We start from the raw sequence: 13896 nt of genomic DNA on the forward strand, positions 1-13896 counted from the left end.
GGGAGGATGCCGGAGCTACCGGAGGTCGAGGCGCTCAGGGAGTTCCTCGACGCACACCTCGCCGGGCGGGTGGTCGAACGCGTCCTCCCGCTCGCCGTCAGCGTGCTCAAGACCTACGACCCCCCGCTCACCGCCCTGGAGGGGCAGCCCGCCGGCCCCGTGGCCCGCCACGGCAAGTTCCTCGACCTCCGCATCGGCGCCCTCCACCTCGTCACCCACCTCGCCCGCGCCGGCTGGCTCCGCTGGCAGGACTCCCTCCCCGCGCAGCCCCCCCGCCCCGGCAAGGGCCCGCTGGCCCTGCGCGTGGTCCTGGACGGCGGCTCCGGCTTCGACCTCACCGAGGCGGGCACGCAAAAACGCCTCGCGGTGTACGTGGTCCGCGACCCCCAGGAGGTCCCCGGCATCGCCCGCCTCGGCCCCGACCCCCTCGCCGACGGCTTCGACCGGGACGCCTTCGCCGCCCTCCTCACCGGTGAGCGCCGCCAGATCAAGGGGATCCTGCGGGACCAGTCCGTGATCGCCGGCATCGGCAACGCCTACAGCGACGAGATCCTGCACGCCGCCCGCGTCTCCCCCTTCAAGCAGGCCGCCTCCTTCGACGAGGAGCAGGTCACCCAGCTCTACGGGGCGGTGCGCGAGACCCTGCGGGCCGCCGTCGAACGGGCCCACGGCCTGGCCGCCGGGCAGCTGAAGGCCGAGAAGAAGAGCGGGCTGCGCGTGCACGGCCGGGACGGGGAGCGCTGCCCGGTCTGCGGGGACACCGTCCGCTCGGTCTCGTTCGCGGACTCCTCGCTCCAGTACTGCCCCACCTGCCAGACGGGCGGCAAGCCGCTCGCCGACCGCAGGCTCTCCCGCCTCCTCAAGTAGCGGGCCCGCTGCGTAGACTCCGGCACCATGGCCGAGCAGCAGCAGCCACCGCCCCGGCGGGAGGTCGTCACCGGAGTCCCGCGCGCCGCCCGCCGCAGGCCGCCCGCCCACGCCCCGGCCCGCTCGGAGATCTCCGAGCAGACCACCCTCGGCGCCACCTACGTACGCGCCCTGATGCGCAGCCAGCTGCGGGCGGCGCTGGGCGCGGTGGCGGTTCTGGTCCTGGTGCTCGGGCTGCTCCCGCTGGGCTCCCTGCTGCCCCGGGCGGCCGCGGGCCCGCTGGTGTGGGTGGCGCTCGGGCTGGTCGCGTACCCGGTGATGTGGCTGATCGCCCGCTGGTACGTGGCCCGGGCCGAGCGCAACGAGGCGGACTTCACCGGTCTGGTGACCGACCCCGCCGACCCCACCGGTTAGCCCACGCGGAGGCCGGGCCGCCCCGCCCCTCAGAACAGGTGCATCGCCAGGTGGCCCAGCGGCAGCCCCAGCTGCCAGGCGGGGGTCCAGACGCGGGCGTTCTCGTCCAGCCCGGGCGGGGGGCCGGCCTGCGCGGGGTGGTCCGGGTCGAGGTGGGTGGCGAACAGCTCGGTGTGCTCCAGCCAGCGCCAGGCCGCCCGGGCCAGTTCCAGGTCGGGGTCCTCGGCGCCGCCGCGCTCGCGGGCCTCCTCGCCCAGGGTGAGGAACCGGGTCTGGACCCAGTCGCGCCAGGGGTGCCCGTACGCCGTCAGGGACAGCCACTCGTCGAGCTGTGAGACGACCCGGATCCCGGAGAGCTCGCCGGCCGCGTCCGAGAGGTAGATCGTCAGCGCGAGCGTGTCCCGTCCGGCACGGAACTCCAGGGTGCTGACCGGGATCAGCCGGCCCGTGCGCAGCAGCTCGCCCGCGATGTACTCCGCGTAGAGCCAGGCCATGGGCACTGCCAGCCCGCCGTCACTGGTGCCGTTCGAACCCTCGGGCTGCACCGTTCCACCTTCTCCCGCGCGTCGAGCCTGCCGCCGTCATCCCCGAGCCTTCACCGGCGGGCTCGCGCAACGGGGGATGTTTACTCAACTTGAACGGACTGATGCCGATTTCGGCGTGGTTTGTGTCCGGTTCGTGCGCGTGGAGGGCGTTCCTTGAGTGTTCCTCCACCGGTGCGGGGGCGGACCGCGCGCCCGCGCGCCCGGTTCAGGCCCCCAGCCCGTACCCCTGGAGCCCCTTGCGCAACGCGCGCAGGGCGTAGTGCGTACGGGATTTGACGGTGCCGGCCGGGATGCCCAGCTCCGCCGCGGCCTCGGCCACGGAGCGGTCCTGGAAGTAGACCTGCACCAGTACGTCGCGGTGCTCCTGCCCCAGGCTGCCGACCGCCCGCCGCACGTCGATGGCGGTGACCGAGCCGGCCACCGCGTCCTCCGGCGCGGGCGCCTGCTCCAGGCCGTCGGGCTCGACCTCCTGGGGCCGTGACAGCCGGGCGCGCCGGGCGTCGATCGCGAGGCGCCGGGCCACGGTGAACAGCCAGGGGCGCAGGGACTCGTGCCCGGTCGCCAGCACCTCGGGGTGCTGCCAGACCCGGACGAGGGTTTCCTGCACCAGGTCCTCGGCGCGCTGCGCGTCCCCCGCCGTGAGCCCGAGCAGGAAGTAGAACAGGGCCCGCCCGTGCTCGCGCTGCAGTGCCGCGAGCGCCTCGGGTTCCGTGCGCTGGAGAGTGGGGGAGGGCGGCACGTCGGTGGCTCCTTCCGGATCCGCGGGGCGGGCGAGGGGGCGGGGAGGTCTGCGGGGACCGGCCGGCGGGTCCTGGTCGTCCGGCTCCACCCACCCTCACCTGCGCGGAGCCGCCCGGGAACCGTCCGGCGCCGCCGTTGCGCCCAAGCACCCGGGTGGTCCGGTGGGCGGCCGCGCCGGACGACGAACGGTTGAACGGCACGGCGAACGGCCGCGGCCGCCGTCGGAGTGAGGCCGGGACGGGCGGACGGCGCCGTTCCTTGACTTGGGGCACCCCCTCCTATGGATTCATAGGGATTGCAGACAATCTGATAATCCCTTCAAGGAGAGCCGGGGCAGATGACCAAGCGCACCCGTCGGACCCTCGCCCTGCTGTCGGCCGGCCTGCTGTCCGCCGCGGCCGCCGGCTGCTCCACCGGCGGCCACCCCGCACCCGCGCGCCTCGGCTCCAGCGCCGCCGGCGCCCCCGCCGCGGCGGCCGGATCCGCCTCCCCCGCCGCCCCCGCCGGCGCCCGCGGCTTCACCCTGGTCGCGAGCGGCGACGTCCTCCCGCACACCTCGGTCATCCAGCGGGCGAACGCCGACGCGGGCGGGGACGGGTACGACTTCCGGCCCATGTTCTCCGCGGTCAAACCGGTGGTCTCGGCCGCCGGCCTGGCCCTGTGCCACATGGAGACCATCTACGGGGACGAGGACGGCCCCTTCAGCGGCTACCCCGCCTTCGTCTCCCCGCCCGCCGTCGCCGACGCCCTCAAGGACGCCGGGTACGACGGCTGCTCCACCGCCTCCAACCACACCCTGGACGACGGCGCCGAAGGCGTGAAACGCACCCTCGACCGCTTCGACAAGGTCGGACTCGGCCACGCCGGCTCCGCCCGCACCGCGGCGGAGGCGGCCCGCACCACCCTCTACACGGCCGGCACCGCCAAGGTCGCCCACCTCGCCTACACCTACGACACCAACGGCTACCCCATGCCCGAAGGCCAGCCGTGGGCGGTCAACCTGATGCTCCAGGACAAGATCCTCGCGGACGCGCGGGCGGCCCGGAAGGCGGGCGCGGACGTGGTCCTCGTCAGCCTCCACTGGGGCACCGAATGGCAGACCGAACCCGACGAGACCCAGCTCTCGCTCGGCAAGGCCCTCACCGCCTCGCAGACCGGCGGCCGCCCCGACATCGACATGATCCTGGGCACCCACGCCCACATCCCGCAGGCCTACGAGAAGGTCAACGGGACCTGGATCGTCTACGGCATGGGCGACCAGGTCGCGGGCGAGATGTTCAACTACACCGGCGCCCGCGACATGCGGGGCAACTACGGCTCCATCGCCCGCTTCACCTTCGCCCCGCCCGCCGCCCCCGGACAGCGCTGGCAGGTCACCAAGGCCGAGTTCGTCCCGCAGATGATGGACCTGTCCACCGGCCGCGTCGTCAACCTCCCCGCCGCCCTCGCCCAGGACCCCGGCAACTCCGCGTACGAGAGCGCCCAGGACGAGATCACCGAGGCCGTCCTCAGCCACGGCGCCGCCAAGGACGGCCTCCGCCGCGCCGGATAGGGCCCCCGGCTGCGCCCCCCGCGCCCCCTCCGACGCGCTCGGCCCCGCCGGCGGCGCCCACCGGACCCGCCGCCACCCCGCCGCGACCCTCCCCGTTCGGCGCGCGCCGCGGCGCGGCCCTCCCTACAGTGCATGGCATGAGTGCCACGCCGGAGCAGACCCGCGGTACCCGCAACAGGTTCCTCAACCGCGTCCCGGACGCCTTCGGGGCGTTCTTCGGAACGCTCGGCCTGCTGTGCGCGCTGCTGGCGCTCTCCCCGGTGCTGCGGGGGCTGCTGCGGCCCGTGGTGCGCTTCCTCGACGACTTCGTGGTGCCGGTCAGCGCGAACCTCGCGTACGCCGTCTTCCTCTTCCTGCTCGCCGCCGCGCTCGGCATCCGCAAGAAGATCGCCTGGTGGATCGTCGTCACCTATCTGGCCCTGCTGATCCTCGTCGACGTACTGATCATCGCGGACGGGGACCTCTGGGTCGGCGGCCTGTCCCTGGCCCTCGCGGTGGCCGCCCTCGTCGTGCTGACCGCCGCCCGCAAGGAGTTCTACGCCGCCTCCCGCCCCGGCGCCGTCTGGCGCGCCCTTCTCGTCCTGGGGCTCGGGCTGCTCGCCGCCGTCTTCCTCGGCTGGGCCCTCGTCGCCCTGTTCCCCGGCACCCTGCCCAGGGGGCAGTGGCTGGACTGGGCCGCCAAGCAGGTCTTCGGCGGCCTCTTCTCCGCCCGCCAGTTCGACGGCCGCCCGCCCAGGGTGCTCTACTTCCTGCTCGGCCTCTTCGGCGCCCTCGCCCTGCTGAACGCCGCCTCCACCCTCTTCCGCTCCCAGCGGCTGACCGCCGCCCTGCACGGGGACGAGGAGCTCCGCATCCGCGCCCTGCTCGGCGCCTACGGCCGCGCCGACTCCCTCGGCTACTTCGCCACCCGGCGCGACAAGGCCGTGGTCTTCGCCCCCAACGGCAAGGCGGGCGTCACCTACCGGGTCGAGGCCGGCGTCTGCCTGGCCAGCGGCGACCCGGTGGGCGACCCGGCCGCCTGGACCCCCGCCATCGACGCCTGGCTGGCCGTCGCCCGCCGCTACGGCTGGCAGCCCGCCGTCATGGGCGCCTCCGAGAACGGCGCGACCGCGTACGCCCGCTCCGGGCTCAGCGCCCTCCAGCTCGGCGACGAGGCCATCCTGCACGTCGCCCACTTCGACCTCGACGGCCGCGACATGCGCGTCACCCGGCAGGCCGTCAACCGCGTCAAACGGGCCGGCGCCACCACCCTGATCCGCCGCCACTCGGCCCTGACCGAGGAGGAGATGCGCACGATCGTCGACCGGGCCGACCGCTGGCGCGACACCGAGACCGAACGCGGCTTCTCCATGGCCCTCGACCGGCTCGGCGACCCCGCCGACGGGGACTGCCTGCTCGTGGAGGCCTTCGACGCCCAGGGCGAGCTGATCGCCCTGCTCTCCTTCGTCCCCTGGGGCAAGGACGGCATCTCCCTCGACCTGATGCGCCGCGACCGCACCGCCCCCAACGGGGTCATGGAGTTCATGGTCGCCCAGCTGTGCGCGGCCGCCCCGGGCCTCGGCGTGCGCCGGATCTCCCTCAACTTCGCCGTGTTCCGCTCCGCCTTCGAGGAGGGCGGCCGGATCGGCGCGGGCCCCGTGCTCAAGCTGTGGCGCAGGCTGCTGCTGTTCTTCTCCCGCTGGTGGCAGCTGGAAGCCCTCTACCGGTCCAACGTCAAGTACGGGCCCGAGTGGTACCCCCGGTTCCTCTGCTACCAGGACGCCGGCTCGCTCGCCCGGGTCAGCCTCGCCTCCGGGATCGCCGAGGGCTTCGTCTCCGTGCCCAGCCTGCGCAAACTGTGGGGCAAGGGCCACCAGCCCAGGGGACTCACCGCCCCCGTCAACACCGCCGGCCTGCCCCCCCTCGAGTCCCTGGGCCTGGACCTCGTGGGGGAGGAGGGGGAACGGGCGCCCGCCGAGCGGCTGCCCGAGCAGGTCCGCGTCCGCCACGCCAAACTGGAACGCATCCGCGCCTCCGGAACCGACCCCTACCCGGTCGGGATCCGCCAGCGCACCCACACCGCCGCCCAGCTCAAGGCCGCCCACCCCGGCCGGCTCCCCGCCGGCGCCCGCACCGGAGAGCCGGTCGTCCTCGCCGGCCGGGTGATGGTCGTCCGCGACCTCGGCGGCGTGGTCTTCGCCGTCCTGCGCGACTGGACCGGCGACATCCAGCTGATGTTCACCCGCGACGAGTCCGGACCCGGAGCGCTGGACTCCTTCACCTCCCAGGTCGACTTCGGCGACCACGTGGTCGCCGGCGGAACCGCCGCCGCCGGCCGCAGCGGCGACCTGTCCGTCCTGGTCGACTCCTGGCAGCTCACCGGAAAGTGCCTGCGCCCCCTGCCCGACAAGCGCAAGGGCCTGGCCGACCCCGAGGCCCGGGTACGGCGCCGCTACCTCGACCTCGTCGCCAGCCCCGACGCCCGGGAGGTCGTACGGGCCCGCTCCAGCGCCGTGCAGGCCCTGCGCCAGGGCCTCCTGGACCGCGGCTACCTGGAGGTCGAGACCCCGATGCTCCAGCAGATCCACGGCGGCGCCAACGCCCGTCCCTTCCGCACCCACATCAACGCCTACGACCTCGACCTGTACCTGCGCATCGCACCCGAGCTCTACCTCAAGCGGCTGTGCGTCGGCGGCCTGGAGAAGGTCTTCGAGATGGGCCGCACCTTCCGCAACGAGGGCGTCTCCTACAAGCACAACCCCGAGTTCACGATGCTGGAGGCCTACCAGGCCTTCGCCGACTACGACGTGATGCTCGACCTCACCCGCGAGCTCATCCAGGGCGCCGCCACCGCCGCCTTCGGCTCGCCCATCGCCCACAAGGCGGGCCCCGACGGCAAGCTCGTCGTCCACGACATCTCCGGGCCGTGGCCCGTCAAGACGATGTACGGGGCGATCAGCGAGGCCCTGGGCGAGGAGGTCGACGCCGACACCGAGGAGCACGTCCTGCGCGTGCACTGCGACCGGGCGGGCGTCCCCCACGGGCCCGAGGACACCCGCGGCGACGTGGTCCTGGAGATGTACGAAAGGCTGGTGGAGGAGCGCACGCAACTCCCCACCTTCTACAAGGACTTCCCCACCGACGTCTCCCCGCTCACCCGCCAGCACCGAGTGGACCCCCGGCTCGCCGAACGCTGGGACCTCGTGGCCTTCGGCACCGAACTGGGCACCGCCTACTCCGAGCTCACCGACCCCGTGGAGCAGCGCCGCAGGCTCACCGCGCAATCCCTGCTCGCGGCGGGCGGGGACCCGGAGGCGATGGAACTTGACAACGACTTCCTCGACGCCCTGGAGTACGCCATGCCGCCCACCGGCGGACTGGGCATCGGCGTCGACCGGCTGGTCATGTTCCTCACCGGTCTGACGATCCGCGAGACGCTTCCGTTCCCGCTGGTACGCCAGAACTGACCGGACCGGCCGCCGCCCGCCCCCGCGGGGCGGCTGGTCCGAGCGGGTGAGGCGGACGCGGTGCCTCCGCGCCCCTCGACCTCTGCGGCGATGTCGTTGATACGTAGTAATAATGACAAATGACGAGCCGACAGTAGGGCGAAGGGTGCTCCTGCGCACCGCCGTCTTCCTCGGAATCGCGGCCGCCGCCTCCTCCGGACTGCTCAGGGTGGGAGAGGACGGATCCCCGGCCGGTCCGCCCGGGACGTCCCCGGGCGCCACCCCCGAGCCCGCCCGCGGCCCCGGGGCCGGCGGAGCCCCCGGCGGCCACCCGGAAGGGCTCCCCGACGCCTCCCACCGGCTGCAGCCCATGACCGCCGAGGCCCCCGCCAAGCCGCCCGCCGTGAAGCCCGCCGTCCGCACCCGGCCCATCCTGGAACTGCCCCAGGGCCCGGCCGCGGGCGGCAAGGCCATGCTGCTCACCTTCGACGACGGCCCCGACCCCCGCTACACCCCGGCCATCCTCGACACCCTCCGCCGGTACGGGGTCCGCGCGATGTTCTTCGTCTGCGGGGAGATGGCCACCGACAACCGCGACCTGCTGCGCCGGATGGCCGCCGAGGGGCACGTCATCGGCAACCACACCTGGACGCACCCGCAGATCCCCCAGCTCAGCCGGTCCGCACTGGAATCGGAGATCGGGCGCACCAGCGAGGTGGTCGAGCAGGCGGTCGGGCAGCCCCCGCTGTGGTTCCGGGCCCCGTACGGGGCGTGGAACCGGGCCGCCTTCGAGATCGGGGCGGACCTGGGCATGGAACCCCTCGCCTGGACCGTGGACAGCCTCGACTGGACCGAACCCGGCACCACCACCATCGTTTCCCGGGTCCTGGACGGGGCCGCGCCGGGCGTGATCGTGCTGGGCCACGACGCCGGCGGCGACCGCTCGCAGAGCGTCCGGGCGCTGGAGACCTACCTTCCCCAGCTGCTGGGGCGCGGCTACCGCATGACCCTTCCGGTGCTGCCGCCCCGTTGAGGGCGCCCGCTGCCGCGCCGGGCCGCCGCGGGGGAGCGGCGGCCCGGCGCGATGAAACGTTTGCTCAGCGGGCCTCGACCATCCGCGCGAAGACCACCACGTTGCCGTCGTAGCCCTTGGCCTTCGAGTAGCCGCCTCCGCAGGTGATCACCCGCAGCTCCGGGTGCCCGGTGTCCCCGTACACCCGCGCGCCGGGGAAGGAGTCCTTCGCGAACACCTCGACCCCGTACACCTCGAAGACCGCCGTGCGGCCGTCGTAGCGCTGCACCTCGATGTGGTTGCCCGGCTTGAGCGAGCCCAGCCCGTAGAAGACGGCCGGGCCCTGCGCGTTGTCCACGTGGCCCACGATCACCGCCGACCCCTGCTGGCCCGGCGAGATGCCGTTGAGGTACCAGCCCGCCAGGTTGCGGTCCTGCGGCGGCGGGGCGTCGATCCAGCCCTGCGCGTCCAGGCCGACCGTCATCACCGGCGCGTCCACGTTGATCGTCGGAATCCGGATGCGCTGCACCGACGAGTGGTCCAGCACCTCCATGTCCGCGGGCGGTGTGGGTGCGTTGGCCGGCTGCTGGTCGGCCCGGGTGGCGACGGCCGCCGCCGCGGTGGGCTGCGGCGGCCCGTCCGCCACGTTCGCCCCGTTCCGCATCATGGCGAGGCCGCTGAGCAGTGCCAGTGCGAGCACGCCCCATGGGGAACGTCTCCTCGGCCGCTGCCCGGTCTCGTCCTCGAGCATGGCTCTCCCTTCCCGACGCGGGGGTCCCGACCCGCGTTCCAGTCCCTCCCCTGTACGCCCTTCTTCCCGCACGCTAAGGCTGGAAGGGCGGGACGGCGATCGGGGAGCGGCGAACGGGTGGTGCGTCCGGTCGGGGTGCGGCCATCCAGGTAATCATCACATAAATGCCTGACGGCTCGTGACCTGCGGATCCGTCAGATGCCCCGGGCGCGCCTCGGCGTGTCGCTCAACCGGGCGGCCCAAGGGCGGAAATGCGCTGGTTGCGCCCCGCCGGGAGGGTTCGTGATGGGAGGCGTTCTCGTCGATCTGCCCGGGCCACCGCTCCGGGGCGCTCTCCCGCTGGAGGTTCCACCATGCGTGCTTTCCGCGCTCTCACCGTGACCGCGGCCGCCTGCGCCGCGCTCGGGATCAGTGCCCCGTTCGCCGCCGCGAACAACCCGAACGGCAGCGGCAACGGGCCGAGCAACGTCACGGTCAACCCGTACTCCGTGCACCAGGGCGCCTCGATGCAGGTCAGCGCGGCCGGCTGCGGCCACGGTGGCACGGTCTGGTCGCACGGCAACTTTCCGCAGACCAATCTGTCGGCCGGCTCCATCGGCTTCGCCACCGTCCGGATCTTCAACCACGCCTCGCCCGGCCACCACACCCTGTCGGTCAAGTGCCACGACAACAGCCTGGTCGCCACGCACCGCTTCACGATCCTGGCCGGCAACGGGGCCCAGGGCGGTCTCGGCGGCTCCTTCGGCCCGTCCACCGCCGAGACGGCCATCGGGGCGGGCCTGGTCGGCGCCGCGGCGCTCGGTGCGGGCGTGCACGTGGTGCGCCGCCGCCGTCCGGCCGCCGCCGCCCGCTCCTGACGCCCCTCCCCGGAGGTCGCCCCGGGCCGCCCGCGTGCGCGGGGGCCCGGGGCGGGGTCAGTGGCCGCGGGCCGCGCGGCGCCGGCGCAGGGCGTACGCCGAACCGCCCGCGGCGGCGGCGAAGAGGACGGCTCCCGCGGCGAGTTCGAGCGGGTCGGCTCCGGCCACGCTGCCGCCGAGCCCGCCGCGGACGCCCAGCGCGGCGGTGGTCGCGCTGGCCCGGGGGACCGGGTTCGTGCGGGCCGGCGGTGTGGTCCGGGCGGGCGCGGCGGTGCGCGCCGGGGGTGTGATGCGCGCCGGAGGTGTGGTGCGGGCCGGCGGTGTGGTGAGCGGCGGCGGCCGCAGGCCCGTGCCGGAGGTGGCGGCCGGGGAGGGGGTGCGCCGGGTGGCGGCGGTGGAGCTGGTGGTGGGCTGGCTCGTCCCGCCGGTGATGGTGAGATCGGTGGACCCGTTCTCCCCGTCGCAGGTGAAGGTGACCGAGTACAGGGCGCCGGGCCGGGCGTCGCGGTCGACCGTGACCTTGACGGCCTTGTCCCGCTCGATGGTGACGGTGTCGAAGACCCCGGACGAGGCGGTGGCGTAGGCGGCGCCGCAGTTGCTGACGGAGAGGGTGACCGTACCGCCGGGCGCCACCGTCGACGGGGTGACGGCGAAGGCGAAGGAGGTGGCGGGCGCCGCCTCGGCCGCGAGGACGACGGGCGCGCCAAAGGCGCCGAGCGCGAGGGCGAGGCCCGTTGCGCCGGCGCTCAGCAGAGCGGTGGCGGAGCTGCGTATCGCACCCATGATCGGGTTCCTCCGGATCTCCGGGGCGCAGTCGCGCGGCGATTACCGCACGTGGGGGGTCGTGCGCCTCGATGCCCGCCACGCTAGGTCCCGGCCCGCGGGCCCGCGATCAGGAACGGGCGAATGGGGCACGGCCCTGGGCCGAACCGGGGACGGACCCCCCGTCCGCGGTTTACCGGGCCCGGCCGTGCCCCGGCCGCTCAGCTCTTCAGGCCGAGGTGGGGGAACTGCGCGAGGAAGGGTTCGGCGGTGGCCGCGATCCCGCGTCCGAAGGGCGCGTCGAAGTCCCAGATCAGGAACAGCAGGAAGGCGATCAGCGCGCTGAACAGGCCGGCGAGCAGCAGTTCGCGGAAGGACCGGCGGATCTGCAGCATGAAGATCATCCCGACCGTCACCAGGGCTCCGGCGATCAGTCCGAACCACACCACCCCGGGCATGGTGGCCCCGGCGCTCTGGCCGCGGGCGTTGCGGGCGTCGTCCACCAGCGCGACCTGGTCGACGAGGGGCTGGTAGGCCTGCCCCTCGTGGTCGGTCTGCGGCGCGTAGTCGGTCACGTCGCGGCGGATCTTCTCCAGCAGCTGCCCGCTCTCGTCGGTCAGCTCGTTCTTCTCCGACATGTGCTTCCACTCCGTGTCGACCACGTAGGTCACGTACGCGTCGACGTCGGAGCGGATCTTCGCCCGCACCTCGGCCGGGTAGACCTGGGAGCGGACGCTGATCTCGTGCAGGGCCTGGGACTCCTGGCGCACGTACTCCTGGGCGGCCCCGCGGCCCTCCCAGACGCCCGCGATCGCCAGGCCCAGCACGATCGCGTAGATCACCCCGATCATCATCGTCATGTACTCGATGACGTCCGGGGTCTCGTCCGGATCGTCGTCCTCGGTGATCCTGCGGTGGTTGAAGAAGGCGATGGACAGCACCACGGCACAGGCCGCGGCCATCGCGAGGGTCAGGACGAGCCATTCCGACAAGACGGGCTCCCAATCGGTGGGCGTGGGACGTTCGGTGGGCGGTGCGTGGCGGTGCGTGGCGGTCGTGGGCCGGCGCGGGTCTAGCGCGGGCGCAGCGCGACGATCGCGAGCACGGCGGGGGCGGCGGTCATGAGGGTGAACGTGACCGGCGAGATGTGGTGTTCGACCGGTTTGCGCGCGGCCGTGTGATACGCGGGCCGCGGCACCTTGGGCTTGGGCGCGGGCGGCTTGGGTGCCGGGGTGGGCGGCGCGGGCGCGGGCTGCGGAGGAGGCGGCGCGGGCGCCCGGTACACCTGGGGCGCGGGCGGCTTGGGCGCGGGGGGCTCCGGCGCGGGGGGAGCGGGCCTCGGCGGCGCGGGGGCCGGCGGCGGAGGAGGCGGCGGAGGCGGCGGGGTGGGCTTGGGCGGCGGGGTCGGTTTGGGTGGCGGAGGGGTGGGCGTCGGCGTGGGTGTGGGCGTGGGTTTCGGCGGGCACGGCGGGGGAGGGGGCGGCGGGCAGTGGTGCTCGTGCCCGTGGCCGCGGCCCTTGTCGTGGCCACGGCCCTTGCCGGGCCGGCCATCGTGATGTCCGCCACCCCCGGCGGCCGCGCCGGCGCCGCTGCCGGCGTACGCGTAGACCTCGACGGAGGCTCCGCCCTCCCCGCTGCCGACCGTCGCGTAGGCACAGCTATCGGCCACCGCCGGAGTGGTCGACAGGGTCGCCCACAGCAGGACCGGGACCGCCAGCAGACGTCTGGCTAAAGCTCTGTTCACCCGGGGAGCATGGGCTCGCGCGCGCCCGCGCACGCGGGACCCGGGAGGGGTTCGCCCGAACGGGCGGATCCTGGACCGGTGAGGTTTGAGACAGGTTCTGATCGCTTGTGATTGAACGTTGGTCAATTCCCAAAAGGTATTTGTCGGTTTCCGTGACGCCCGGGCCGGCCCCCGGAGCCTTTGGTGTGTGACCAAGAACGGATCGGCAATTTCCGCTTTTGCTCGCCCTGTTGGGCAATGATCAGTACATTCGGCTCGGACAAGAGTCCGGCCCCCGCCCGATCCCCGGACGGACCAGGTACGACCACGACACTGACGACGGCTTGGAGACCCCGATGGAACGCCCCGCCTGGGCCCCGCCAGGCATCGACATATCGGTGCCGAGCGTGTCCCGAATCTACGATTACTACCTGGGCGGCTCCCACAATTTCGAGGTCGACCGCCAGGCCGCCCGCCGGGCCATGGAATTCATGCCGGGCCTGCCCAAGATCATGCAGGCCAACCGGGCCTTCATGCGCCGCGCCGTCCGCCACGCCGTCGCCGAGGGCATCACCCAGTTCCTCGACATCGGCTCCGGCATCCCCACCTTCGGCAACGTCCACGAGATAGCCCGCGCCGCCACCCCCGAGGCCCACGTCGTCTACGTCGATCACGACCCGGTCGCCGTCGCGCACAGCCGGGCCGTCCTCGCCGGCGACGACCAGACCGGCATCATCGCCGCCGACCTGCGCAAACCCCAGGACATCCTGGCCGCCCCCGAGACCGGCCGGCTGCTCGACCTCGACCGGCCCGTCGCCCTGATGCTCGTCGCAGTCCTGCACTTCCTGGAGGACACCGACCAGCCCTACGCCGCCGTCGCGCAGCTGCGCGACGCCCTGGCCCCGGGCAGCATGCTCATCCTCACCCACGCCTCCTACGAGGGCATCCCGCTCAGCGAGGAGGTCGCGGCCGGCACCGTCGGCGTCTACCGCGACATCCGCAACCCGCTCGTCATGCGCGGCCACGAGGAGATCGCCGGCTTCTTCGACGGGTTCGAGCTGCTGGAGCCGGGCCTGGTCTCCATGCCCGACTGGCGCCCCGACCGCACCGGGCCGCTCGCGGAGGGGGAGACCCCGGAAGACCCGTACGCCTTCTCGGGCTTCGGCGGCGTGGGACGCAAGGCGTGAGACTCCCCGCACCGACGCCCCCGCCCGCGACCCCCGGCCAGGACCGCCCGGCCGGGGGCG

The 13896-nt window shown here is 73.7% G+C and carries 13 protein-coding genes; 7 read left to right on the forward strand and 6 right to left on the reverse strand.

The window, feature by feature from the left end; genetic code table 11:
• Positions 1 to 6 precede the first annotated feature (6 nt).
• Entirely contained in the window at positions 7 to 867 is an 861-nt protein-coding gene (locus BX286_RS31060; protein ID WP_121016982.1) for an Fpg/Nei family DNA glycosylase, read from the forward strand.
• A gap of 27 nt (positions 868 to 894) precedes the next feature.
• Entirely contained in the window at positions 895 to 1281 is a 387-nt protein-coding gene (locus BX286_RS31065) for a hypothetical protein (protein WP_100862354.1), read from the forward strand.
• A 29-nt stretch (positions 1282 to 1310) separates the two neighbouring features.
• Here the strand turns inward: BX286_RS31065 and BX286_RS31070 are convergent, their stop codons facing one another.
• On the reverse strand, positions 1311 to 1775 hold the full coding sequence (locus BX286_RS31070) for a hypothetical protein (protein WP_121017780.1): 465 nt from the start codon (positions 1773 to 1775) through the stop codon (positions 1311 to 1313).
• A gap of 256 nt (positions 1776 to 2031) precedes the next feature.
• Entirely contained in the window at positions 2032 to 2565 is a 534-nt protein-coding gene (locus BX286_RS31075; protein WP_079430810.1) for a sigma-70 family RNA polymerase sigma factor, read from the reverse strand.
• Positions 2566 to 2904: 339 nt separating this feature from the next.
• Here BX286_RS31075 and BX286_RS31080 point away from each other — a divergent pair, with 339 nt between their 5' ends.
• From BX286_RS31080 to BX286_RS31090, 3 genes are all read left to right on the forward strand, one after another.
• Entirely contained in the window at positions 2905 to 4119 is a 1215-nt protein-coding gene (locus BX286_RS31080; RefSeq protein WP_121016984.1) for a CapA family protein, read from the forward strand.
• 137 nt (positions 4120 to 4256) lie between these two features.
• Positions 4257 to 7565, forward strand: coding sequence for a bifunctional lysylphosphatidylglycerol synthetase/lysine--tRNA ligase LysX (gene lysX / locus BX286_RS31085; protein ID WP_121016986.1), 3309 nt, complete (start codon positions 4257 to 4259; stop codon positions 7563 to 7565).
• A gap of 112 nt (positions 7566 to 7677) precedes the next feature.
• Positions 7678 to 8577, forward strand: a complete 900-nt coding sequence (locus tag BX286_RS31090; RefSeq protein ID WP_079430813.1) for a polysaccharide deacetylase family protein — start codon at positions 7678 to 7680, stop codon at positions 8575 to 8577.
• Between the two features lie 64 nt (positions 8578 to 8641).
• Here BX286_RS31090 and BX286_RS31095 read toward each other — a convergent pair whose 3' ends face one another.
• Complete coding sequence (locus BX286_RS31095; RefSeq protein ID WP_079430814.1) at positions 8642 to 9307, reverse strand: class F sortase; 666 nt, start codon at positions 9305 to 9307, stop codon at positions 8642 to 8644.
• 353 nt (positions 9308 to 9660) lie between these two features.
• Here BX286_RS31095 and BX286_RS31100 point away from each other — a divergent pair, with 353 nt between their 5' ends.
• A complete protein-coding gene (locus tag BX286_RS31100) occupies positions 9661 to 10164 on the forward strand; it encodes a hypothetical protein (RefSeq protein WP_079430815.1) in 504 nt (167 codons plus the stop codon).
• 57 nt (positions 10165 to 10221) lie between these two features.
• Here BX286_RS31100 and BX286_RS31105 read toward each other — a convergent pair whose 3' ends face one another.
• The 3 genes from BX286_RS31105 to BX286_RS36800 form a co-directional block, all read right to left on the reverse strand.
• Positions 10222 to 10947 carry a hypothetical protein gene (locus BX286_RS31105; protein ID WP_100862351.1) on the reverse strand — a complete coding sequence of 242 codons (726 nt, stop codon included), beginning with the start codon at positions 10945 to 10947 and terminating at the stop codon, positions 10222 to 10224.
• Positions 10948 to 11147: 200 nt separating this feature from the next.
• Complete coding sequence (locus tag BX286_RS31110) at positions 11148 to 11918, reverse strand: DUF4239 domain-containing protein (protein ID WP_100862350.1); 771 nt, start codon at positions 11916 to 11918, stop codon at positions 11148 to 11150.
• Between the two features lie 80 nt (positions 11919 to 11998).
• Entirely contained in the window at positions 11999 to 12670 is a 672-nt protein-coding gene (locus BX286_RS36800; protein WP_079430818.1) for a hypothetical protein, read from the reverse strand.
• A 335-nt stretch (positions 12671 to 13005) separates the two neighbouring features.
• Between BX286_RS36800 and BX286_RS31120 the strand changes: the two genes are divergently transcribed.
• The gene (locus BX286_RS31120; RefSeq protein ID WP_079430819.1) at positions 13006 to 13836 is read left to right on the forward strand and encodes an SAM-dependent methyltransferase; all 831 of its coding nucleotides are present in this window, start codon (positions 13006 to 13008) and stop codon (positions 13834 to 13836) included.
• The last annotated feature ends 60 nt before the right edge of the window (positions 13837 to 13896 follow it).

Source organism: Streptomyces sp. 3211.6, from assembly GCF_003634815.1.
Lineage (GTDB): Bacteria > Actinomycetota > Actinomycetes > Streptomycetales > Streptomycetaceae > Streptomyces > Streptomyces katrae_A.

Excerpts from the sequence above, each read along its gene's own strand:
- BX286_RS31065 (WP_100862354.1), top strand. The coding sequence starts at position 895 with ATGGCCGAGCAGCAGCAGCCACCGCCCCGGCGGGAGGTCGTCACCGGA.
- BX286_RS31105 (WP_100862351.1), bottom strand. The coding sequence starts at position 10,947 with ATGGGTGCGATACGCAGCTCCGCCACCGCTCTGCTGAGCGCCGGCGCA.
- BX286_RS31090 (WP_079430813.1), top strand. The coding sequence starts at position 7,678 with ATGACAAATGACGAGCCGACAGTAGGGCGAAGGGTGCTCCTGCGCACC.
- BX286_RS31060 (WP_121016982.1), top strand. The coding sequence starts at position 7 with ATGCCGGAGCTACCGGAGGTCGAGGCGCTCAGGGAGTTCCTCGACGCA.
- BX286_RS31080 (WP_121016984.1), top strand. The coding sequence starts at position 2,905 with ATGACCAAGCGCACCCGTCGGACCCTCGCCCTGCTGTCGGCCGGCCTG.
- BX286_RS31095 (WP_079430814.1), bottom strand. The coding sequence starts at position 9,307 with ATGCTCGAGGACGAGACCGGGCAGCGGCCGAGGAGACGTTCCCCATGG.
- BX286_RS31070 (WP_121017780.1), bottom strand. The coding sequence starts at position 1,775 with ATGGCCTGGCTCTACGCGGAGTACATCGCGGGCGAGCTGCTGCGCACG.
- lysX (WP_121016986.1), top strand. The coding sequence starts at position 4,257 with ATGAGTGCCACGCCGGAGCAGACCCGCGGTACCCGCAACAGGTTCCTC.
- BX286_RS31100 (WP_079430815.1), top strand. The coding sequence starts at position 9,661 with ATGCGTGCTTTCCGCGCTCTCACCGTGACCGCGGCCGCCTGCGCCGCG.
- BX286_RS31120 (WP_079430819.1), top strand. The coding sequence starts at position 13,006 with ATGGAACGCCCCGCCTGGGCCCCGCCAGGCATCGACATATCGGTGCCG.